The sequence below is a fragment of the Cupriavidus sp. GW823-FHT07A04 genome (assembly GCF_058794615.1).
On sequence record NZ_JBXAHA010000004.1, the window covers coordinates 77,971 to 99,730 of the forward strand.

Annotated in this window: 23 protein-coding genes; 9 read left to right on the forward strand and 14 right to left on the reverse strand. The window is 66.9% G+C overall.

Going from position 1 to position 21,760, the window contains the following annotated elements; translation table 11 throughout:
• Positions 1-8: 8 nt before the first annotated feature.
• Positions 9-578: an RNA 2',3'-cyclic phosphodiesterase gene (gene thpR / locus AC1Q7Q_RS08185; RefSeq protein ID WP_492376345.1), complete on the forward strand. Its 570-nt coding sequence runs from the start codon at positions 9-11 to the stop codon at positions 576-578.
• 21 nt (positions 579-599) lie between these two features.
• Here thpR and AC1Q7Q_RS08190 read toward each other — a convergent pair whose 3' ends face one another.
• Positions 600-1,238 carry a LysE family translocator gene (locus AC1Q7Q_RS08190; RefSeq protein ID WP_253933311.1) on the reverse strand — a complete coding sequence of 213 codons (639 nt, stop codon included), beginning with the start codon at positions 1,236-1,238 and terminating at the stop codon, positions 600-602.
• Between the two features lie 124 nt (positions 1,239-1,362).
• Between AC1Q7Q_RS08190 and AC1Q7Q_RS08195 the strand changes: the two genes are divergently transcribed.
• Positions 1,363-2,301, forward strand: a complete 939-nt coding sequence (locus AC1Q7Q_RS08195) for a LysR substrate-binding domain-containing protein (RefSeq protein ID WP_492376344.1) — start codon at positions 1,363-1,365, stop codon at positions 2,299-2,301.
• A gap of 225 nt (positions 2,302-2,526) precedes the next feature.
• On the forward strand, positions 2,527-3,276 hold the full coding sequence (locus tag AC1Q7Q_RS08200; protein WP_492376343.1) for a flagellar brake protein: 750 nt from the start codon (positions 2,527-2,529) through the stop codon (positions 3,274-3,276).
• A 32-nt stretch (positions 3,277-3,308) separates the two neighbouring features.
• On the opposite strand, the gene AC1Q7Q_RS08205 is transcribed toward AC1Q7Q_RS08200, so the two are convergent.
• Both AC1Q7Q_RS08205 and AC1Q7Q_RS08210 read right to left on the reverse strand, forming a co-directional pair.
• Positions 3,309-4,406 carry a diguanylate cyclase gene (locus AC1Q7Q_RS08205; RefSeq protein ID WP_492376342.1) on the reverse strand — a complete coding sequence of 366 codons (1,098 nt, stop codon included), beginning with the start codon at positions 4,404-4,406 and terminating at the stop codon, positions 3,309-3,311.
• Positions 4,407-4,453: 47 nt separating this feature from the next.
• The gene (locus tag AC1Q7Q_RS08210; RefSeq protein ID WP_174423415.1) at positions 4,454-5,302 is read right to left on the reverse strand and encodes an IclR family transcriptional regulator domain-containing protein; all 849 of its coding nucleotides are present in this window, start codon (positions 5,300-5,302) and stop codon (positions 4,454-4,456) included.
• Between the two features lie 420 nt (positions 5,303-5,722).
• Between AC1Q7Q_RS08210 and AC1Q7Q_RS08215 the strand changes: the two genes are divergently transcribed.
• Entirely contained in the window at positions 5,723-6,244 is a 522-nt protein-coding gene (locus tag AC1Q7Q_RS08215; RefSeq protein WP_492376341.1) for a hypothetical protein, read from the forward strand.
• A gap of 26 nt (positions 6,245-6,270) precedes the next feature.
• Here AC1Q7Q_RS08215 and AC1Q7Q_RS08220 read toward each other — a convergent pair whose 3' ends face one another.
• On the reverse strand, positions 6,271-7,053 hold the full coding sequence (locus AC1Q7Q_RS08220; RefSeq protein WP_150986556.1) for an IclR family transcriptional regulator: 783 nt from the start codon (positions 7,051-7,053) through the stop codon (positions 6,271-6,273).
• A 213-nt stretch (positions 7,054-7,266) separates the two neighbouring features.
• Between AC1Q7Q_RS08220 and AC1Q7Q_RS08225 the strand changes: the two genes are divergently transcribed.
• Positions 7,267-8,637 (forward strand): MFS transporter, encoded by a 1,371-nt coding sequence (locus AC1Q7Q_RS08225; RefSeq protein WP_492376340.1) that lies wholly within the window; start codon positions 7,267-7,269, stop codon positions 8,635-8,637.
• Between the two features lie 57 nt (positions 8,638-8,694).
• Positions 8,695-9,135: a type II 3-dehydroquinate dehydratase gene (locus tag AC1Q7Q_RS08230; RefSeq protein ID WP_492376339.1), complete on the forward strand. Its 441-nt coding sequence runs from the start codon at positions 8,695-8,697 to the stop codon at positions 9,133-9,135.
• 25 nt (positions 9,136-9,160) lie between these two features.
• On the opposite strand, the gene AC1Q7Q_RS08235 is transcribed toward AC1Q7Q_RS08230, so the two are convergent.
• From AC1Q7Q_RS08235 to AC1Q7Q_RS08245, 3 genes are all read right to left on the reverse strand, one after another.
• Positions 9,161-9,511, reverse strand: coding sequence for a DUF1304 domain-containing protein (locus AC1Q7Q_RS08235; RefSeq protein ID WP_492376338.1), 351 nt, complete (start codon positions 9,509-9,511; stop codon positions 9,161-9,163).
• A 70-nt stretch (positions 9,512-9,581) separates the two neighbouring features.
• Positions 9,582-10,142 carry a cupin domain-containing protein gene (locus AC1Q7Q_RS08240; protein WP_492376337.1) on the reverse strand — a complete coding sequence of 187 codons (561 nt, stop codon included), beginning with the start codon at positions 10,140-10,142 and terminating at the stop codon, positions 9,582-9,584.
• 106 nt (positions 10,143-10,248) lie between these two features.
• Positions 10,249-11,169 (reverse strand): LysR substrate-binding domain-containing protein, encoded by a 921-nt coding sequence (locus AC1Q7Q_RS08245; RefSeq protein WP_492376336.1) that lies wholly within the window; start codon positions 11,167-11,169, stop codon positions 10,249-10,251.
• Positions 11,170-11,264: 95 nt separating this feature from the next.
• Between AC1Q7Q_RS08245 and AC1Q7Q_RS08250 the strand changes: the two genes are divergently transcribed.
• The 3 genes from AC1Q7Q_RS08250 to AC1Q7Q_RS08260 all read left to right on the forward strand — a co-directional run bounded on the left by AC1Q7Q_RS08250 (position 11,265) and on the right by AC1Q7Q_RS08260 (position 13,761).
• Positions 11,265-11,984, forward strand: a complete 720-nt coding sequence (locus tag AC1Q7Q_RS08250; RefSeq protein WP_492376335.1) for an FMN-dependent NADH-azoreductase — start codon at positions 11,265-11,267, stop codon at positions 11,982-11,984.
• A 174-nt stretch (positions 11,985-12,158) separates the two neighbouring features.
• On the forward strand, positions 12,159-12,572 hold the full coding sequence (locus AC1Q7Q_RS08255; protein WP_492376334.1) for a copper resistance protein CopQ: 414 nt from the start codon (positions 12,159-12,161) through the stop codon (positions 12,570-12,572).
• Positions 12,573-12,771: 199 nt separating this feature from the next.
• Positions 12,772-13,761, forward strand: a complete 990-nt coding sequence (locus AC1Q7Q_RS08260) for a VTT domain-containing protein (RefSeq protein WP_492376333.1) — start codon at positions 12,772-12,774, stop codon at positions 13,759-13,761.
• A gap of 11 nt (positions 13,762-13,772) precedes the next feature.
• On the opposite strand, the gene AC1Q7Q_RS08265 is transcribed toward AC1Q7Q_RS08260, so the two are convergent.
• The 7 genes from AC1Q7Q_RS08265 to AC1Q7Q_RS08295 all read right to left on the reverse strand — a co-directional run bounded on the left by AC1Q7Q_RS08265 (position 13,773) and on the right by AC1Q7Q_RS08295 (position 21,594).
• Positions 13,773-14,471 (reverse strand): hypothetical protein, encoded by a 699-nt coding sequence (locus AC1Q7Q_RS08265; RefSeq protein ID WP_492376332.1) that lies wholly within the window; start codon positions 14,469-14,471, stop codon positions 13,773-13,775.
• 120 nt (positions 14,472-14,591) lie between these two features.
• Positions 14,592-15,551 (reverse strand): DUF1177 domain-containing protein, encoded by a 960-nt coding sequence (locus AC1Q7Q_RS08270; RefSeq protein ID WP_492376331.1) that lies wholly within the window; start codon positions 15,549-15,551, stop codon positions 14,592-14,594.
• A 356-nt stretch (positions 15,552-15,907) separates the two neighbouring features.
• On the reverse strand, positions 15,908-17,056 hold the full coding sequence (locus tag AC1Q7Q_RS08275) for a porin (RefSeq protein WP_492376007.1): 1,149 nt from the start codon (positions 17,054-17,056) through the stop codon (positions 15,908-15,910).
• Positions 17,057-17,182: 126 nt separating this feature from the next.
• Positions 17,183-17,938: a dipeptidase PepE gene (gene pepE / locus AC1Q7Q_RS08280; protein ID WP_492376008.1), complete on the reverse strand. Its 756-nt coding sequence runs from the start codon at positions 17,936-17,938 to the stop codon at positions 17,183-17,185.
• Positions 17,939-17,972: 34 nt separating this feature from the next.
• A complete protein-coding gene (locus AC1Q7Q_RS08285; protein WP_492376009.1) occupies positions 17,973-19,157 on the reverse strand; it encodes an aminotransferase class V-fold PLP-dependent enzyme in 1,185 nt (394 codons plus the stop codon).
• A 45-nt stretch (positions 19,158-19,202) separates the two neighbouring features.
• Positions 19,203-20,792: an OPT/YSL family transporter gene (locus AC1Q7Q_RS08290; protein ID WP_492376010.1), complete on the reverse strand. Its 1,590-nt coding sequence runs from the start codon at positions 20,790-20,792 to the stop codon at positions 19,203-19,205.
• A 67-nt stretch (positions 20,793-20,859) separates the two neighbouring features.
• Complete coding sequence (locus tag AC1Q7Q_RS08295) at positions 20,860-21,594, reverse strand: IclR family transcriptional regulator (protein ID WP_492376011.1); 735 nt, start codon at positions 21,592-21,594, stop codon at positions 20,860-20,862.
• Between the last annotated feature and the right edge of the window lie 166 nt (positions 21,595-21,760).

Below are 21,760 nucleotides of genomic sequence, written 5' to 3' on the forward strand. Positions count from 1 at the left end.
TGAGACTGATGGCACGTTTGTTCGTGGCGATTGAGGTTCCGCCAGCGCTGGCGTCCGCGTTGCTGGCTCGCGTGCCGCGCGTGGCGGGCATCCGGGCGGCGGCGCCGCATCAGGTCCATCTCACGCTGCACTTCCTCGGCGAGCAGGACGACGCCACCGCGGCATGCATCGAGCAGGCGCTTGGGGGCGTCTGCGGCGCGGCCTTTGCGCTCACGGTGAAAGAGGCCGGCTATTTTCGCGGGCGGCGGGCGAGTGTGCTGTGGGCGGGCGTGGCGCCCCATGCGGCGCTGGACAGCCTGCATGCGCAGATGGCGCAGGCGCTTGCCGGATGCGAGGGCACAACGTTACCCGATGCGGGCTTGCAGCAGCGTGCGGGCTTCCATCCCCACATCACGCTGGCGCGCTGCGGGCCTGCCGTGGCGGATACCGCGCTGCAGGCATGGCGCGACGCGCAGGCCGGGCTGGTGTGCGAGCCGTTCCCTGTGGCGCGCTTCATCCTGTATCAAAGCCACCTGCGCGCGGGCGGCGCGCAGCATGTATGCCGGCGTGCGTATGGGCTGGATCCGGCGCCAGGCTGATGCCGCCGGCAACGGCCCGCGTCATGCGAGGTTGCCCAGGCCAAGCGCCACCCCCAGCGCCAGCAACACCGAACCAATCACCCGATCCAGCCAGCGCTGGCGCCGCAGCATGGCGGCGCGCAACGCGGGCGTGGAAAAGCAGCACGCAATCAGGCCGAACCAGGCCAGGTGCGCCAGCGACATGAACAGGCCATAGCCGAACTGCACGGCCAGCGGCGTTTGCGCATTCACCACCTGCGTATAGGTGCTGACCACGAACAACGTGGTCTTGGGATTGAGCGCATTGGTGAGAAAGCCCATCTTGAGCGCGCCGAGCGCTGTCAGCGCAGGTGTGCCCGCATCCGCACCGAGCGGCGGCGCATTCGGGTCCGGCGCGCGCTTGCGCAGAGTCTGGATGCCGATCCAGATCAGGTAGGCGGCGCCGAGCAGCTTCACCACCGTCAACAGCTTGTGCGCGTGCTCCATCAACAACGCCACGCCAAACATCGTGTAGAAAACGTGCACCTGGACGCCAAGGGCGATGCCGAGCGCGCACAGCAGCCCGGCCTTGCGGCCATGCACGAAGCTGTTGCGCATCACCATGGCGAAGTCGGGGCCCGGGCTGATCACGGCCAGCACGGTGATAGTGGCGACGGCCAGCAGTTCGGTGAGAGGGTGCATTTTGTATGAGGATCCTTGACCGGATAGAAATCGGGTTCCAGGCATTCTCTGCGTTGATATGTGGCGCCACAACCGATTTATACTCGTGCAAATCCGTGAGAAAAACTGACACATCAAGGCGAGCATGCACTGGCTGGGCGGGATCCGATTCTTCGAGGCCGCGGCGCGGCACCAGAGCTTCATGCGGGCTGCGGACGAACTGCACCTGACCCACGGCGCGGTCAGCCGCCAGATTCGCCAGCTGGAGGAGGCGCTCGGCGTGGCGCTGTTCGAGCGCCGCAACCGCGCCGTGTTCCTGACCGAGGCGGGGCACATCCTGCATGCCGCCGCCACGCAGTCGCTCGAAGTGCTGGGCGCGGCGGCGCAGCGCATCCGCGCGCATGGGCAGCCCAGGGCGCTGGTCTTGTCGTGCGAGCCCACCATTGCCATGCGCTGGCTGATTCCTCGCCTGCCGCGCTTTACCGCGGCGCATCCGGAGGTGACGCTGCACCTGATGGCCGCCGGTGGTCCGGTGGACTTCGCGCGCAGCGGCGTGGACCTGGCGCTGCGCCGCAACGATTTTCATGTGGGGTCGGAGCTGCATGCCCATGAGGTCGCCGAGGAATGGGTGGGCGTGGTCTGCCGCGTCGGGGCTAGTGTCGGGGCGTTGTCCCACCGGCTGCACACACGCTCGCGCCCGGATGCCTGGCAGCGCTGGGCCAAGGCCGCCGGCGGCGCGCAGCGCTTTGGCGCGGATGCCTGGTACGAGCATTTCTACCTGACCATCCAGGCTGCCGCGGCCGGGCTTGGCTGCGCGATCGCGTCGCGCCTGATGGTGGCCGACGAGCTCGCCGACGGCCGCATCGCCGCGCCGCGAGGCTTCGTGCGCGACGGATCTTGCTATCAGTTGCTCTCGCCAGTGGCGTTCGAGCACGATGCGCGGCGTCGCGCGGTCAGGGACTGGCTGTGCCAGGAGGCGCAAGCATCGCTCGGCGCGGATCCGGCCCAGGTGGCCGCATCGCCACATCCGGCACGCGGGGCCAAGGGCGCGGCAAAACAACGTGGGCGTGAAGACGGCAAATGAGGCGCGAACCCGTCCCGGCGGGCTACCCCTCGGAAGTCTGGCTCAAGTTTTGCCACACTTCGCCGTTGTTCAAACAAGAGCTTGCGCAGCAGCAGGCGTCGCGCTTAACATGCGGCGCTAGCCGCTCGCCCCCGCTTGCATCCGGGTATGCGGGTAGCCCGAATTCCCCCGTCGCAAGCCAGTCTGGCGCGACGCAGGCCTCTCTCAGACGTTTGCGTGATTTTCATGAGTCTCCAAGATTCCCCGGAGCAATCCGAGCTTGACGCCGGCGCGTTGCCAGACGACCGCTATCGCCTTACCCATTCCTCGCAGATCGGCACCGTGCTGCGCGACCTCGCCTGGCAGAAGTGCATCCTGAACGTGCGCGCGCGTACCGCCCACGAGATGGTCACGTCCGTGCTGCATGTGGATCCGGCCAGCCGCACCTTTGTCTTCGACTGGTGCTCCACCGAGCCCGAGCGGCAGGCGCTGCTGGCTTCCAACGAGAATGCCTTCTCGGCATCGCTGCGCGGGGTGCCCGTGAACTTCATGATCGGCACGCCCGAGATCACCCAGTACAAGGGTGGCCCGGCATTTTCCGCGCCGTTCCCGGAGAAGCTCTATCACTTCCAGCGCCGCCGTCATTTCCGCGCACGCACGCTGGTCACCAAGGGCTACGTCTGCACCATCAAGATGAGCGACGGCACGGTGCTCAAGCTCGATATTGCAGATCTCTCGCTCTCGGGTGTCGGGTTGCGCTCCAAGACCGTGGACGCCACGCAGCTGCCGGTGGGCACCACCATCTCCGGCGTGCATCTGGATTTTGGTGCGCTGGGCAAGCTGGACCTGAGCCTGCAAGTGGTGGGCCACTGGCTGGCCGGGCGCGATGACAGCGCCATCCACCATTTCGGCTGTGCGTTCTCCAACCTTGACGGCCGCATGGAGAATTTCCTGCAGCGCCTAGTGTTTGCACTGGAGCTTGCCAGCCGCGGCTAAGCGCATCTGGCTGCGGTTTCCGCTGCTTGCGCTCAACCCGCGCTGATGCGAATCCGGTTGCGGCCGGCCCGCTTGGCTTCGTAAAGCGCGCGGTCCGTGTGCGCCAACCATTCGTGGTGGCCCGCCATGCCGGCATCAAAGGCGGCCACGCCAAGGCTGGCGGTGTGGCCGCGCAGCGCGGCAATGCCCGCCCCGCAAGCGGCGCCCGGCTGCAGCGAGCGCGACAGACGCTCGGCCATTTCCACCGCCTGCGTCAGGCTCGCGCCACTGAGCAGCACGCCAAACTCCTCGCCGCCGTATCGTCCCACCAGGCATTGCCGCGCTTCACCGCGGCCAGCCGGGCCTTGCTGCGCGGCGTGCTGTACCACCAGCGCGGCAAAGGCCTTGAGCGCTTCGTCGCCGGCCAGGTGGCCGTGGGTGTCGTTGAGCTGCTTGAAATGGTCGATGTCGAGCAGCACCAGGCTGGCGGTACTGCGCCGCCCGGTCTTGCAGGCCTGGAACTCCGCGGCCAGCATGGCCTCCCAATAGCCCCGGTTGAGCACGCCGGTGAGGCCGTCCAGGCGGCTGTTGGCCTCGATCTCCTTGCCGTGCGCGGCCAGCCGGCGGGAGATGCTGTAGGTGGTGCGCCCCAGCGCCAGCGGGTAGAGCACCAGCATCGGCAGGCTGGCGACGATGGTGGTGAGGTTGGCCTCCGGATGCCAGGCTGCGCCGAAGGCCACGATGCCCGCCAGCACCCCCGCCAGGTGCCACCCCAAGCCATGCAGCAGCAGGCGCGTGCCGCCTGCCGCCACATTGTTCATGCTCATCATCGACAGGATCAGCACGCTCGGCAGCAGGTTGAATTTCATGCCCGCGGCCCAGATGCCACCGAGCACGGCGTCGATCATCATGTTGCGGGTTTCCGCCCGGAACGGCACCTCGCTGCGCCTTGAGCGCCAGGCAGCGACGTGCGGCCAGACAAAGCCGTGCAGGAACACCAGCGCCAGCAGCCAGCGCGGCGCGCCCGCTTCCAGCATGGCCGCCGCCACGGCAAAGAACCCGATCGCCAGCCCGATGGCGCGCATGGCATAGACCCGCCGGACAAAACGCATGCCCTTGCCTGCCAGCGGGTTAAGGGTGCTTTGCGCCATGAATCTGCGGTTCCTTGTCGGTTTTGGTTTTAGGCGGCTCAGGCGGCTCAGGCGGCGATCAGCTTGCCGATCGCCACTGCCGCTTCGCGCATGGGCGGCAGCAGGCGCGAGATCATCTCTGCTTCCGATACCTGCGCCGCGCGCACGCTGACGCTGATGCCCGCCATGACGCTGCCTGAGATGCCGCGCACCGGCACCGCGATGGCGCGCAGGCCGGGCTCCAGTTCTTCGTCGATCAGCACGTAGTCCAGTTCGCGCGCATGCGCAAAGCTGGCCTCCAGCTCGGGCCGCGAGATCTTGGTCTGCAGCGTGCGCGGGCGCAGGTCGACGTGATCGAAGAAGTCTTCCAGCGCCGGCTCGGCCAGGTGGGCCAGCAGCATGCGGCCGATCGATGTGCAGTACGCCGGTAGCCGGCTGCCCATGCCGAGCGAATAAGTGAGCACCCGCTGCACCTCCGAGCGCACTAGGTAAAGGATGTCGGTGTCGTCCAGGATGGCCAGTGCCGAGGTCTGCTGGATGCGCGTGCTCAGCGCGTCGAGGATCGGCTGGGCCAGCGACACCAGCGACGTCGACGAGAAATACGCATGGCCCAGGTGCAGCACGCGCGGGCGCAGCGCGAACTGGCCGCCTTGCTGGCTGACGTAGCCAAGCTGCTCCAGCGTGTACAGGCAGCGCCGTACTGATGCGCGCGAGAGCTGGGTGCGCTGCGCCACCTGGGAAATGGTGAGCGGGCGCTTACGCTCCGAGAAAGCTTCGAGCACGCTCAAGCCGCGCGCCAGCGACAGCATGAAATTCGGGTCGCCGGCAAAACTGTTGAGAAGGTCGGCCTGGGGGCGGGCGACGCGGACAGTGGCGGCCGTTGCCTGGCCAGGGCTGCTGGGAATGGGGGCGTCCATGTGGGCGAGTGCGCGCGGATTGTTCGATAATCGCGCATCTTAAACCGGCTGGGCGCCTCGGGCCAGCGCTTTTGTTGCGGCCGATCCCCGTTTTGGTGCGGGGATCGGGTTGGCTGGTAAAAAAACGTCGCCGTCTCAAGGGCACGGCGACTGGAAGGGTGTGTCATCAAGACGGGGGTCTCAGCGACATGTCCAGCATAGGACGCGGTGGTTAGACATTAAATACAACTTCCGAGGGGATTCATGCCTCGCGATGTCTCAGCCGCCGGGCGCGCGTGACGCCTGGCGCCCCCGCCGTGGCGAGGGGGGTAAAATCGCGCCCTTGATGCCGCCGCCGTCCCGGTCCGCCCCCGCCAAGTATTGCGTGGCGCCCCGGCCAGCGCCCGCAGCCCACCGCGCAGCCCCGAATTGAAGCCAGCCATGACCCATCAGCCCGAACTCTCCACCGAAGCCGACGACCAGGACGCCGCAGGGGACAACGCAGAAAAGATCCAGGAGCCGCGCCTGTGGCGTGCCGACGGCTGGACCGCCCGCGTGATCAAGAACGAGGACGACGACGGCTGGGCCGTTGCCATGATCAAGGACGGCGAGCCCGAGCCCGCCCTGGTTGGCCCCTGGACCATGGGCCGCGACAAGAAGAACCCCAAGCCGCTGGACACCAACGCCTTCTCGACGCTGGTCAAGACGGCCTCCGAAGTGCTGCGCCGGCACGAGCAGCAACTGCACGCCATGCTGCACAAGAGCGTGATCGTCGACACGGACACGGCGCGCATCAGCGTGACGCTCGACATCGTGCCCGACGAAGACAATCCCTTCGCGGTGCTGCGCGCCACCGACGAGCTCGGCGACGAACTGGCCCAGGTGCGCGTGTCGCCGGGCTTCAAGCTGAGCAAGGCCAGCGCCGCGGACTGGATCGAGAACGAATACCGCAAGCCGCGCTGAGCGGCCCTGAGCGGCCAGGAGAATGCTCACACAGCGCGGTTGAACAGCGCCGAGGCCGAGCTTGCCAGCGCCAGTTCCGCGGCGGCGGCAAGCAGCGCCGGGCCCAGCGCCTTCATGCGCTGCTCGGTCAGCCGGCTCAGCGGGCCCGCAATGCTGATCACGCCGATTGCCGGATAGCCCCCACGGCGCTGCACGGGGGCCGCCATGGCCGTCATAGCCGGCGCAAAGACTTCATTGATCGTGGCATAGCCGCGCTCGCGCGCCCGGTGGATGAAGCCCAGCAGGGCCTTGATGGTGGTGGGCGCATTAGGGCCGTACTGATTCGGTTGCCCGAACCCTTGCCGCGACACCAGCTCCAGGGCGCGTTCGTCCGTCATGGTCTGCATCCAGGCGTGTCCCGTCGCGCTGCACGAAAGAATCGTGTCCATGCCCATGTCGGGGTCATAGCGCAGTCCCCGCAGCGCGCCTTGCGCCTTGGCCACCCAGGTCAGGCGATCCCCGTCGACAATGGCCAGGCGCACCAGCTCGCCCGACGTATCCGCCAGCCGGTCCAGCCTGGCCTGCGCGATGTCCACGATGCCGGACGTTGCTAGAAAGCCCAGCCCCATTCCCACCAGTTTGGTTGTCAGGATGTAGTCGCCGTGGTCCCGCAACTGGCGTACATAGCCCGCATTCTTGAGGTCGACCAGCAGGCGGTGGCACGCGCTGCGCGGGATGTCGAGATCGTCGGCGATGGCGGCGAGCGGCACGGCCTCGACCTGGGTACAAAGATATTCGAGGATGCCTAGTGTGCGTAGTACGCCTGACATGGCGAACTCCCTGCTGACGTCAATATAGTTCGTGACTATCTAATACGAATTTCAATTCGTCAAGATTGGAATGATATTCACAAACCCTTGCTAGCATGCTTTTACCGATCCAACCGGCACGAAGGCAGAAGCGCGAGAGCGTTGGACGGCTTCAACGACATCGGAAGGGCAGCGACGCCTACCCTTCCCAGGAAGAGAATGCCAGGAGACAAAATGACTGCAGAGACACTACGCCCGGCCAATGCAGCGATGCGCACGCGCGCCGTGGCGGCCGCCACCATCGGCACCGCACTGGAGTGGTTCGACTTTACGCTTTACGGGGCATTGGCGGCCACCATCCTGCCCAGGCTGTTTTTCCCGGCCATGGAGCCAACATCCGCGCTGCTGGCATCGCTGGCCACCTTCGGCGTTGGCCTGGCGGCACGGCCCCTCGGTGCCATCATTTGCGGCCACCTTGGCGACAAGCTCGGGCGCCGCAACCTGCTGCTGGGCACGGTCACGATCATGGGGCTGTCCTCCGTGCTGATGGGCTTGCTTCCCACTTACTCGCAGATCGGCGTCTGGGCGCCGGTGTTGCTGGTGCTGTTGCGCATCCTGCAGGGCTTCGCGCTCGGGGGCGAATCGACCGGCGCGCAACTCATGGCTATCGAGCACGCCAGCCCGGACCGGCGCGGCAAGTACTCCGGCCTGCTGGGCCTTTGCTCTCCGCTGAGCCAGATACTTGCCAATGGCGTGCTGTTGCTGCTTGCCTCCACGATGTCGGCGGAATCGTTCGACGCCTACGGATGGCGCGTGCCGTTCCTGCTGAGCTTCATCCTGGTGATCGTCGGCGTGTATATCCGCCTGAAGGTCAGTGAAACGCCGGCATTCGTCGAGCTGCGCAAGAGCCAGGTGGCCGAGGTGGGCAACCCGCTGCGCGATGCATTGCGCCTGCACGGCAAAACGGTGTTGCGCTGGATGCTGTTCTTTTGCGGCCCGGCGGCGATCTTCTACCTCATTGTCGTGTTCTCGCTGAGCTACATCACCAAGACGCTTGAAGTGCCGAAGCAGACCGGCTTCCTGCTGTTGATGGGCGCCAATGTCTGCGCCATCGTCGGCGCGCTGGCGGGTGGCATGCTCAGCGACAAGATCGGCCGCAAGAAGGCGCTGGCCATTGGTTCCGTCGCAACGCTGCTGATCCTGTTCGTCTACTTCCAGATCCTCGACACCAAGAGCTTCCTGCCGATGCTCGCCATCATGGGCCTGTTCCTGGGCTTCACCCAGTTCCAGAGCGGCATCCAGCCGGTCGCCTTCGCCGAAGCGTTTCCGACCAATGTCCGCTATTCGGGATCGGCGCTTGCATACACCGGCGCAAACCTGATTGCCGGCGGGCCGATGCCGGTGGTCGCGGTGTGGCTGCTGCAGGTTTGCAACGGCTCGCCGTGGGGCGTGGTCGCCGTCTGCGTCGTGTTCAACCTGATCTCGCTGGCCATGATCCTGACGGCGCCCGAGACGCGTGGCATCGACATGAACCGTTCCGATGCACCCGGCGTCATCGCCGAAGGCGCTCGGTTCATGCCGATCGGCACGCGCAAATCTCACTAACCCTGCAAATCCCACTAACTCATTCAGCGCGCGGCGCATTGCCGCGCGCCACAAATCATGACCGAACTCGTCTATGTCCTGAATGGCTCCAACCTCAACATGCTGGGCAAGCGCGAGCCGCACCTGTATGGCACGACCACGCTTGCCGAGGTCCAGCAGCGGGTTGCGGCGCTGGCGGATGAACTGCGGATCGCGTGCGATTTTCGCCAGACCAACAGCGAAGCCACGATGGTGGACTGGTTGCAGGAAGCGTTTGAGAAGAACGCGGGCGTGATCATCAATCCGGCCGGATTCTCCTTCGCCTCCATCCCCGTGCTGGATGCCGTCAAGCTGATCCAGCGTCCGGTGATTGAGCTGCACATCACCAATATCCATGCGCGCGAGGAGACCCATCGCCATTCGCTGATCTCGCGCGCGGCCACCGGCGTGATCTGCGGGCTTGGCGTTGCCGGCTACACGCTGGCGCTGCGCGCCATGGCCGAGGCCCTGCGCAGCTAGTACGACGCCAAGCCTGCCGGCCGCCTCAGGCCAGCAGCACCAGTGCGATGGCGATCGCCGCCGGCAAGCCCTGCACCCACAGGATCTTGCGGCTGGCCGTGCAGGCGCCGAAGATGCCGGCCACCAGCACGCAGCACAGGAAGAACAACTGCACCGGCACCGCGGCGGTGGCCAGGCCCCACAGCAGGCCAGCCGCGAGAAAGCCGTTGTACAGCCCCTGGTTGGCCGCCAGCGCCTTGGTGGCAACGGCGAACTCGTGCGTCAGCCCGAAGGCCCGCATGCCCTTGGGCTTATCCCACAGGAACATCTCCAGCACCATGATGTAGACATGTTCCAGCGCTACCAGCGCCACAGCTGCAAGGGAAAACCATTTCATGGCGGGGATCTCGAAAAGAGAAAAAACGGGAAGGGGTTTGGGCGGTCTGCCGTTTTAGCGCATCAGCGCATCAGCGTTGTGGCGCAGGGGCGAGCCGCGCGATCAGTGCGGCATGGCGCGGGTGCGATGCCAGCAGGCTGTCGGCATCGGCCAGCTCGAACTCGCTGAACTCAAAGCCCGGCGCCACGGTGCAGCCTACCAGCGAGAAGCCATCCGGATCGCTGCGCTCGGCGGCGAACCAGCAGCCAGCCCGGACCACGGCCTGGAACACCGCGTTGTCATCGCTGAGCGCATTGCCCAGCCGGTGCGTGGTGAGGCTGCCGTCTTGCTCCAGCACATGCACGTTGAGCGGGCAACCCGCGTAGAAGTGCCACACCTCGTCGGAGCGGATGCGATGCCAGGCGGAGTATGCGCTGTCGCACAGCAGGTAGTAGATCGCAGTGGAGGCGGCATGTGTGGCGGGATTGCCTGCCCCTTCACGCGACAGATGCGACACACGCGAAACACGCGAAACACGCACGGCGTCGCGATGGGTCTCGCGGTAGTAGCCGCCTTCCGGATGCGGCTGCAGGCCGAAGCGCTGGATCAGCTGGTCTTTGTCTTGGTATTGCGAGTCAGGTTGGGCAGGCATGCGCGGGGCTCCGGGATCGGTAGCCGCCATCATGCCCGCTTGCCGGCGCGGTAAGCAACCAGCAACCACGCGAAAACAACTCCGCAGGATGAGCGACTCCGCAGCCTCAGCGCATCGCGTTATCCGCCTGCGGGCCGATCCATGCGCGCACGGCGCGCACCGCGTCGTCGTCGCGCCGGTGTGCCGGGTAGACCAGGTAATAGCCGTCGCCCTCGATGGCCGGGCCGCAGGGCTGCACCAGCGCGCCGCTGCGCAATTCCTCCTCCACCAGTGTCAGGCTCAGCAAGGCGACGCCCTGGCCGCCAAGCGCCGCGAGGATGGCGTGGGTCTCGTCGGAGAAAACGGGGCCGCTGGCCGCATCCAGCCGGTCCAGCCCGGCCTCCTGCTGCCACAGGGCCCAAGTTATGGGGCGGCGCGCGTGGCTGCGCCATTGGTGGTGCAGCAAGGTCTGGCGGCGCAGCCCTGCGGCGCTCTTCACGCCTAGCAGCGGGCTGCAGACCGGGGCAAAGCGCTCACGCCATAGCAGCTCGGCGTCCAGCCCGCGCCATTTGCCGCTGCCGTAGCGGATGGCGGCGTCGGCGTGGCCCGCATGCAGGTCCACGGCATCCAGCGAGGCATGCACATGCAGGTCGAACTCCGGCGCCACGGCCCGCAGCCTCGGTGCGCGCGGCAGCAGCCAGCGTGCGGCGAAGGCCGGCGTTGCCGACACCGTGAGCGTCTTGCGCGATGGCGGCGCGCGCAGCCTGCCCACGGCCCGCTCCAGCGCATCAAAGCCCTCCCGCGTGCCCGGGTACAGTGCGGCGCCGTGCGCGCTCAGCACTAGCCGGCGCGGCAGGCGCTCGAACAGTGTCACGCCAAGCACCTGCTCCAGCAGCCGCAGTTGATGGCTCACCGCCGTCGGCGTGACCGACAGCTCTTGTGCGGCGTGCTTGACGCTCAGGTGCCGCGCGGTGGCTTCGAAAGCGCGCAGCGCGGCGAGCGGCGGCAGGCGGCGGGGCGTGGTTTCAGATGAGAAATCTTCAGCCATGAGGCAGAGAAAGGATCGGTTGTGAGGGGATTGTAGCGAGTCTACATTGCCATCACCCCTAATCGCATGTGCTGAGCCATGAGAACGGCTCAGGCATGACCAACCGCAATGAGAACAACATGGCTCACCTCCTGCATATCGACGCCAGCGCCCGCCCGGGACGTTCCGGCACCGACGCCCACGGCTCGCACACGCGCCGTCTCTCGCACCGCTTCGTCAGCCTCTGGCAAGCGGCGCGTCCCGCGGACACGCTGACCTATCGCGACGTGGGACAGCAACCGCCCGCGCCCGTCAACGCTGACTGGATTCGCAGCGCCTTCACGCCACCCGCGCGGCGCGAGCGGTGGATGGATGCGTTGCTGGCCGAAAGCGATCGCCTGGTCGCGGAAGTCGAGCGCGCCGATGTGCTGGTGATCGGCGTGCCGATGTACAACTTTGGCGTGCCTGCACAACTCAAGGCATATATCGACAATATCGTGCGCGTGGGCAAGACCTTCGGTTTTGATCGAGAACGCGTGGGAGAGCCTTACTGGCCGATGTTGGCGGGACGCGGCAAGCAACTGGTGCTGCTGACCGCGCGCGGCGACTACGGCTACGGTGGCCGCCTGGCCCGGCTCGACCATGTCACCCCGGCGCTGCGTGCAGCGTTCGACTACATCGGCATCGATGACACGCTGGAGGTCGCTATCGAGTATGACGAGTTCGGTGGCGAGCGGCTGGCTACCTCGATTGCGCAGGCCGAGGTGCAGGTGGATGCCGCAGTCGCCACGGCGATGCGGCGAATGACCTGCGAGGCCGCTGCCCTGCAGCCCTGAGCCCAGTGCGGTCTTTGCGCGTGGCTCGCACGCATCCAGCGTCCTTGTGCATCCACGCCGCGCTTTGCAGCGTATCTGGTTTAACCGCGCGATTCACGTGTGGCCGGACCAGCGCAAGGCGCTGCTCCCCTGCAAGCCAGCCGCGATCCGCCGATCGCCCAGAAGGAGATTGCCATGCCCCGCCATTTCTTCAAGTTGTTGATGACTTCGGCCGCACTTGCCGGCATTGCCGCCACGGCGGTTCCGGCGCAAGCCGCTGGCCCCCAGGACAGTGCCGTGTCCGGGGACCGCTACGGCTACGTCTTCCATGCGTCGCGTTTCGATGTCTTTAGCGATGGCGCTCGCCTGGACCCGGCCGCCGCGCCGGCGACGGGCGCGGATGCCAGCCGCCTGCGCAAGCCGGATCCGTTCTCGGACGGCGCGCAGAAGCTGGCTGGCATGGACCGCGGCGGTGTTTCCGCGGACCCGGCGCGCACGGTCGATCCGTTCCAGGACGGCGCGCAGAAACTGGCCGGCATGGACCGCAGCGGCCCTTCCGCGGATCCCGCGCGTAAGTTCGACACCTATCAGGATGGCGCGCATGCCTGATCATCGGGGCGATAGCCGAAGCGCTGGCCCGCGGCTTTGCAGGCGCCTCGTTCAGGGTTTTTGAAGTTCGCATGCAAGTCAATGCACTGCACCGCGCCACCTTGGTGGCACACTACTGCCTATGCCCGTCGGCGCGAGCATCCTCGCTCGCGCCGATTACCCTGAAGGGGCGAAAACGGCCATAGCGCGGGAGATCGGTGTGGGTGAATTGCAGTCCTTGCTGGAGAGCCACGGCGTGATGCTCGTGTTTCTCAATGTGCTGGCCGAGCAGGCCGGGCTGCCGGTGCCGGCCGTTCCCATGCTGTTCGTTGCCGGCGCGCTCGGCATGCGCGAGGGCGGCCCCGCGCTGGGAGCCGTGCTGGCGGCCGTTATCCTGGCCTGCCTGATTGCCGACACGGCCTGGTACTTCGCCGGCAAGCGGCTCGGGCAACCCATGCTGCGCACCATCTGCCGCGTTTCCATCTCGCCCGACAGCTGCATCCGCCAGACCCAGTCGCTATACCTGCGCGTGGGCCCGCGCTCGCTGGTGTTCGCCAAGCTGCTGCCGGGCGCCGGCGCATTGTCCACCGCCATGGCCGGCATGACCTCCACGCCGTTCGCGGTGTTCCTGTTCTACGACGCCATCGGGGCGCTGGTGTGGGCCGGCGGCGCGCTGCTGGTTGGCGTGGTGTTTACCGATTTTGTCGAAGTCATCCTGGACGCCTTCAGCACCTATGGCCCGGTGGCCGTCATGGTGGTGTTGGGCGCCTTCGCCGCCTTCGTCGCGTGGAAGTTCTGGCGGCGCGTGCGCCTGTTGCGCCGCACCCGGCGCGTGCCCCGCATGTCGGTGGGGGAGCTGGAAGCGCGCCGGCTGGGCGATCGCTTCCCGCTGGTGCTTGACGTGCGCAGCGACGCGGTGGAGCGGATCCCCGGCGCGATGATCATCGACCTGAATGCGCCGCTGGAATTACTCTCCGAGCATCCGACCAGCATCGACATCGTGGTCTACTGCGCCTGCCCGCATGAGGTGTCGGCAGCGGTGCTGGCGGAACGCCTGAAGGCGGCCGGCTACGCCAATACCTGGGCGCTGGCCGGCGGCTTTGACGAATGGAAGCGCCTGCATGGCGAGGCATCGCAGGCCGCTGCCACCGAGGGCGATGCCGCAGCGGCGCTTGCGCCACACACGGGTGGTCCCGGCGCGCTGCGCTAGCGCCGCGGGGGTCAGCAGCCGACCCAGTAGGCGTAGCCCACCAGCCGGTCGCCGAGGAAATACAGGCGGTACTGGTCGCCGTCGCCGTCCAGCGTGTAGAGCGTGGTGTAGGCGAGCTGCTCAAGCGGGTCGCCCTCGTCGCGGTCGGACGGGCTGCGTACCTTGCCTGGCCCCTCCGCCATCTTCCAGCGCGGGTTCTTGCGCAGGGCCGTGTTGAGCTGCGTCAGCGTGGAGGCCGCGGTAATGTCCTGGCTTTCCAGCTTGAGCGTCAGCCCGGCCGGGATGCCGTGCAGCGCGCGGATCACGGCGTCGCCGCTGCGGCCCACTTCGATCAGCGCATCGGGGTAGTGGTAGTGCATCAGGTGCTCTTCGTCGAGCGCCGTGCCGCATTCATCCTGGTTGGGCGTGATGTCCGGCGGCTTGCCCCACGCCGCCTGCACGTCCGCCATGCTGGTCAGCCCGCGCAGCGCGACCAGTGGGCGGGCCAGCGGCGCGGGCGCAAAGCTGGGCGCGTCGTCCGGCGGGGCGGCGTCGTCGGCGCGCGCCGCCTGCGCATCCGATGAGGCAGCGCCGGATGCGGATGTGGCGGAGGTGGCCGGAGCCGGTTCATTGCGTTCGCAGCCAGGCAGCGCTGCAAGCGCGGCGCAGGCGGCGAGGGTGGACAGGCAGCGGGACAGCGTGGGGCCGTCGGTGTCGTTCAGGCGGAGCATGTTGCAAGAATAGCCGCTCAAGCGGCGACTGCGTCAGGAGCGCAACCATACACCGAAGCGCGCCCGCTGAAAATGCCCGCGTGTGGCTTGCCGCACGTCCGGGCACCGCGGCGCCTCGTTTCAGTGCGCCGTGCCGGCGCGCTGGAAACCTGTCATGTCGGGATAGATCGCGCGGATCTTGCCCCATTCCACCACGTTGAAGAACTGGCACTTGCCCGCGCCGAAGCGCTTGGCCACTTCCACGCAGAAGCGCACGGCTTCGGCAATGTCGATCTCGTGGTTGGCGCTGGTGGCGCTGCCCGAGACCACCGACTTCGCCGTCAGCGCCACGCCTACCACCGGAGCGGCGGTGGCCACATGCGGCTGCATGATGCTGTTGAAGTGGTACAGGCCGTTGTGATAGGGCGTGATGTCCTGCTGCGAGATCGGGAAGGTCACTGCCGGGCAACCGGTGGTGGATTCCATCGCCGCCACCAGGTCCGGGCTCACGCGCAGGATATAGCCTTGCATGGCGGTGGGCGAGATCGCAAAGCCGCGGTGCTTGATGATGCTGTTGCCCTTGGAGGCATCGAGCGACAGGATCGCATCCATTTCGGGCAGCACCTGGTACTCGTTCATGGTGTCGGACGACACCGGCATGCCCATGAAGGGCACCGGATCGTGCGGCTGCATCGACACGTTGGTGGACAAGTGCGTGGTCACGATGACGTCGCCGGCCAGGTGGTCGCCCTTGTGCTTCATCTGCGCCAGCTTGAGCGCCACGGCCAGGCTGCCGATCGGGCCGTCCGCGTCGGACACCAGGCCTACCAGCTCCGGGCGCGCGCCGATGGCGCCATTGCGGCCGATCACGCCTAGCGTGGGGGCTTTGCCGCCGCCGCGCTTGCCTTGAGTGCCGGGGATGACGATGGTGATGAAGTCGGTGGTGTTTGTGGTGGGTTCCGGCGGGGCGTTGTTGATGGTGACGACGTCTACCGTTACGCCGGCGGGGGTGTAGGCATCGAACAGTTCGCGGACAACTGCGCCGTTGGCGTTGGGGCTGTCCAGGGCTTCGTGGATGACGAGGGTTTGTTGCAGGGTCATGGGGGTCTCCTTGAATGGGGTGGGTTGGAGTCAACTTCAAAGGCCTAAGGTCGAAGGCTTAAAGTCAAAGACTTAGAGTCAAAGGCTTAGAGTCAAAGGCAGTTTCACCACCCCTGCGGGGCGGCGACCTACTTTCTTGTCTTGCCAAGAAAGTAGGCAAAGAAGGCGCCCCATACGGCCTTGGCACACCTTGACGGCTCGCTTCGCATCGCGCGTGGGTGATTCCCGCCTGATGGGCGGGAATCACGGCTACACCGAATCGGTGCGCTGACGATGTCGTTTCTGTTGCCGCTGGGGGAGAGGGCGGGCGGCGGATATGCCGCCGTCATTCCAATCCGCGTTGGCCTGCCGTACCTTCAAAACAAATGGCGCATGCCCAGCATCACGGTGGTCTGGTTGTTGCGGCCGTCCAGTTTCTTGCCGCTGTCGCCGGTCCAGTTGGTCGTTGCGTTGCCGAACAGGCCGGACCAGTCGCCATGCACCCAGTCGTACGCCAGCGCCAGGTAGAGGTCGGTGCGCTTGCTCAAGGCGTAGTCCGCCACGCCGTAGGCGGTGGTGCGGTTGCCGCTGAAGGCGTCGGCGCGGGTGCGGTCGTGCATCACGCTGGCGGTCAGCGTGACGGCGGGGGTGACCGTGTAGTTGGCACCCACGGTGAAGAAGTCGTCGCGCCGGCTGCTGCCGAACACCGAGTTGAACGCCGCGCGGTTGGTGGCCGTGGCGGCGGTCGACATGCTGGTGATGGTGGCGGTATCGGTGCCGCCCTTGGACGAGTCGAAACCAGCGTCGCGGTCGCTGTAGATATAGTTGGCGAACAGGCTCGCGCGGCCGACCGAGGCCTTCAGCCCGGCCAGGTAGATGCGCGCGGCGCGGCTCATGCTGTCGCGGGTTTGCTGGAAGTCGCCCACGGCCACTAGCGGGCCCGAGGCGTACTTCACGCCCAGCGAGACCGACGACATCGCGGAGCCCTTACCGGCGGTCTCGCCCAGCGCGTACTCGGCGATCAGCGCCACCGGGCCGTAGTTGCCGGTGTAGCTGATCGCGTTGTCATAGCGCTGACCGGTCAGGAAGACCATCCACGCATTGGACGGCGCGGCGCCCACGCCGAGCGGGTCCACGTAGTACAGCATGGTGTTGGCCGTGGTGTACTGCCGGCCCAGCGCCACTTCGCCGTAGCGCTTGCTGCCGATCCTCACATACGCCTGGCGCCCGAACAGCTGGCCCTGCTGGTCGAGCTTGCCGGTGTCCGCCAGCAGGCCGTTTTCCAGCACGAAGCCCGCCGACAGGTCGTCGCCCAGGTCTTCGCTGCCTTTGAGGCCGAAGCGGCTGCCGGACAGAAAGCCCTCTCCCCCCTGTTGCAGGCCAGCCAGCGCGCTGCCGTTGGGGTCCGAATGGGTCTGGTAGGTGAGCGCGGTGTCGATCACGCCGTACAGCGTGACGCCGCTCTGCGCCATTGCGGCGGCGGGCAGGCTCAATGCGAGTGCGCCAAGCCAGTGCTTGTTAGTCATGGTGTTTCCTCCTCCAAGGGTAATAGGGGGCCCGCGCAGGGGTCTTTCGCCCTGCGTCGGGGTGTGGCGTAGGTGGTTTGGCGCCGCGAGGCGCCTGGAATCAGGTCCCGGATTCGGGCCCGGAAATCAGGCCCGGAAGTCTTGCCAGCCGTCCATGCCGGCCGGCCCGGTGATACGCGACAAAGGGAAGGTCTCGCCCTCGCGCAGCGTCTGTACCTGTCCCTCGGCCGTGAAGTGCAGCGCGTGGCGCTCGCCCAGCACCGTGCCGTTGCTGCCGTCGGAGAACAGCGCGGAGCCCTCCGGCAGCGCGAAGACCTGCTCCGGCGCGTTGATGTGCAGGAACTCCGCCAGGCGCTCTTCGCGGCTTTCGCCGTTATGGCCGGCGGGCTTGCCGCTGATGAAGTGCGGGTTGATCTGGAACGGCACCAGGCGCAGCGCGCGCAGCGAGGGTGGCTGCACGATGGGCATGTCGTTGGTGGTGCGGATGGTCGGGCAGGCCACGTTGCTGCCGGCGCTCCAGCCCACGTACGGCGTGCCGGCCTGCACCTTGGCGCGGATCGCGTCGACGAGATCGGCGTCGTACAGGCGCTTGAGCAGCGCGAACGTGTTGCCGCCGCCAACCGCGATGGCTTCGGCCTCGTCCACGGCGCGGCGCGGGTCGGCGCTGTGGTGGATGGACGCCAGCGCGTAGCCCAGGCGCTCGAACACCGGCTTGACCATGCCTTCATAGGTATCGAAGCTGAAGGTCACGCCGGCGAAGGGGATGAACAAGACTTTGCGTGGCTCGTGCCTGAGCAGGGCATGGATCTGCGCGTCAGCGTGTTCGAGGTAGCCGAGGTTGTCCTTGCGGGAGCTGCTCATCAGCAAGATGCGTTGGTTCATGTCGGGTTCCGGTAGTTCAGTCGTGATGTCAGGCTCAGGCCACGGCGGCGGCGATCAGTTCGGCCACGCGGTCGATTTCCTCATGCGTATTGAAGTAGTGCAGCGAGACGCGTGCCATGGTGGATACGCCGTAGCGCGCCAGGATGGCATCGGCCATGAAGTTGCCAGCTTCGATGATGCACTGCTGCTGCTCCAGCGCGGCTACGATCTTGGCCGGGTCCACGCCGCGCACGTTGAAGGGCACGATGCCGATGCGGTCGGCGGCATTGGATGGGCCGTAGAGTTCGAAGCCGGCGACGGCGGAGAGCTTTTCCACGGCGTAGGCGGTGAGATCCCGCACGCGTGCTTCGATGGCGTCGATGCCGATGCGTTCGGCATAGCCGATGGCGGTGCCCAGGCCGAGGATGGCCGGCACGATCGGGCAGCCGGCTTCAAACCGGCGTGCGCCCGGCACCAGCGACAGCGCGCCGGTGGCGCGGTCATAGCTGCCGTTCCACCAGCCCACCAGCGCGGGCTCGATGGTCTCGATCAACGCGCGGCGCACATAGAGAAACCCCGATCCTTCGGTGGCGCGCAGCGCCTTGCGCCCGCAACCGGCCAGGAAATCGCAATCCAGCGTCTGCACGTCGGAGCGCAGCATGCCCACGCTTTGCGCGGCATTGACCAGCGACAGCACGCCATGCGCGCGTGCCACCGCGCAAATGGCGGCGGCCGGCTGCACCGCGCCGGTCGAATTGGGCAGGTGCGAGAACGTCAGCAGGCGCGTGCGCGGGGTGACGGCGGCGGTGAAGCTGTCGGGGCTCAGCAGACCTTGCGCATCGGCCGCGACCATCTTCACCACGATGCCGTGGGTTTGCTCCAGGCGCTTCCACGGCAGCAGGTTGCTGAGCATTTCCGTGTCGGCCACCAGCACTTCGTCGCCCGCTTGCCAGGCGATGCCGCGCGCCACGATGGAGATGCTCTCCGTGGCATTCTTGGTGAAGGCGATCTCGTCGGCGGCCGCGCCCAGCAGGCCGGCGAGTTGTGCGCGCGCGGCTTCCACGCGGGCATAGGTGGCCTTGCGGAAGGCCGGCAGGTAGATGCCAACGTGGCCGGTATCGAGCAGGTACGCGCGCACCGCGTCGAGCACGGCGTCCGGCGGCGGTGAGGCCGCCGCGGTATCGAGATAGATGGTGGAGGCCGTCAGCGGGGTGTCGGCGCGGATTGCTTGGATATCCATGGAACGTCTCGGGGTGATGCAGGAAAGAAGGTGCTTCGGCAAGGCTTACTTGCGCAGCTTGGTGACCGAGCCGAAGAAGCTGAACAGCGCGTCGCCCGCGATCACGCCGCCGGCGAAGGCGCTCATCTGCGCGATATCGCGCTCGCCACGCAGGCGCAGCAGCACGAAGCGGATCAGCAGCCCTGCGATTACCGCCCAGCCGGCCAGCGGCGAGGCGATCAGCATGCCGGTGGACAGCAGGATGCCAAGCTGGCGCTTGGAGCCGCCCAGCAACTGCAACAGCGCGCCCGGAATGGCCCAGATCACCAGGTTGCGCGCAATCTCGGCGGACGAGCCGGCCTTGATCGATGCGGCATAGACGCGGTCCACCGGCGGCAGCAGGCCCTGCGAGAAGAAGGTGCCGTGGAACACCAGCACCACCACGGCCGCCACGGCAAAGCCGATCATCGCGGCGAAGAACTGTTGCTTGCGCCCGGCCAGCTCCGCCTCCATGTCGCGGCCTTCGCCGCGTAGCAGGTAGCCGGTCTTGAGGTCGTAGCCCATGTCGGCGAAGGCCGGGCCGGTGGCGGCGGAGAAGCCCACCAGCACCGCCAGCGCCGTCGGCGGGAAACCGATCAGGATGCCGATGGTCAGCGTGATCAGCGCCACCGCGAAGGCCGGGAACCAGCCCGAGTGCATGGCCGCGATGCCCACGATGAGCTCGTGCACATAGGCGGCAAACGCGGCGTAGAGCACGAATGCCACCAGCATGCCGAGCGACATGTCGGAGACATGGCCGGCCAGCACCGAGATCAGCAGTGCGATGGCCAGGTAGACCAGGAAGCCGCCCGAGAGAATGCGGCTGGCGCGCGCGGCCGGGACTTCGATGGTGCGGGCGTCGGCGGCGGGGGCGTTGCGCGACTTGTGGATCTCGCGTGCCACCTGGAACAGCGCCACCAGCCCGGCGCCGATCATCAGGCCGTGCGGGATATAGGCCTTGGCAATGTCGATGCCGAGTAGCGGCACCGAGTAGCCGCGCGTCAGCAGCCCCAGGCCGAACATGCTCAGCGCGGCCAGGTTGCCGAGGAACGCAGCGCCAAAGGCCGACATCGGGATGCCCAGCCAGGCCCCGCCCACGCCCACCGCGATGCCCAGGCCGAGAAAGGCCGCCTTGCGCCCGCCGCGGTCGCCAGCCCAGATCGCCTCAGCGGTGGCGATGCCGGCCGGCCAGGTGCCGGTCGCCGGGAAGATCTTGCTGCCGAACAGGAAATACAGCATGGCGCCGTCGACAAACATGGCGATCACCGCGCCGATCAGCATCGGCGTGGCCAGCTCCGGCATGCCCATGGCGTAGGGCACGCCGAGCGGGATCATCAGGGAATTGGCCGCGCCGAAGGTGGCCGAGGAAATCGCAGTCTGCACCAGGTTCTGGCGCTCCAGCACGCGAAAGCGCCGCGTGATCTCCAGCGGGATGCGCGAGAACACGATGGCGATCAGCGCGCCGATGATCGACGTATTGGCCGAGATGCCGAGCGAGACGATCAGCTGCATGCCAATCATCGCGCCGAAGACCGATAGCCCCACCGATACCAGCAGCAGGAAGGGTTCGGTGATGCGCGCGCGTGTGGCGGGCTTGGCCGCCAGGTGTGGGTTCATTGCTGCCGGGGTTTCCATGGTTCTACCTTTCATCATCTGTCCTGCCAGTGTTCTCCGCACGTTTTTTTTAGCGGATGAAGCCGGCAACCTCCTCGATTGGCCCCTTGGCCCGGCGCATCGCGTCCAGCAGGCGGGGAACGGCCTGTACGTCCAGTCTTTGCATCGGCCCGGCGATGCCCAGCGAGCCCACCACCGCGCGCCCGTCGCGCGACCACAGCGGCACCGCCAGCCCGGCCACCGCGGCGGCGGCTTCTTCACGGGTATGTGCCCAGCCGTCGGCGCGGATGCGGGTGAGCTGTGCCTCCAGCGCGTCCACCGCCGCGTCCTGCCAGCCGCCCGCGCGGTACACCTGCAGGCGCAAGGCCTCGTCCTGGAAGGCCAGGATGGCCTTGGCATGCGCGCCGGCAACCAGCGGGAAGCGCTGGCCCACTTCGATGGAAAAGCGCAGTTGGTGCGGGCTTTGTGCAATGTCCGTGCACAAGCCCTCAAAGCCCTCGCGCCAGGACAGAAAGACGGTCTCGCCGCTCTGCGCGGCCAGCGCCTCCAGCGCGGGCTGCACGACTTCGCTGGGCGAGAAAGCCTGGCGCGTGGCCTGCCCCAGTTCCAGCCAGCGCAGGCCCAGGCCATAGCGGCCGGCCGCGTCCTGCACCAGGAAGCCGTTGGCGGCGAAGGTCGCGAGCACGCGATGCACCACCGCATGGTGGATGCCGGCGTGCTTGGCGAGTTCGCGCACGCCCCAGCTCGGCTGGCGCACGCTGAAATGCGTCAGCAGGCCGAGGGCGCCGTTGAGGGTCTTGAGCATGCGATCTTTGCGTCTTGCTGTTTCTGTCTCTGTATAAGAGACAGTGTCTCTTTACATGTAAAATGCTAGGCCTCGCCATGGCATCGAACAATCAGGGTAAACACCGAACGTCGCCGCGCAACGGCGCACGCATGCGTGCTTCGCCACACCATGACGCCGCCTATAC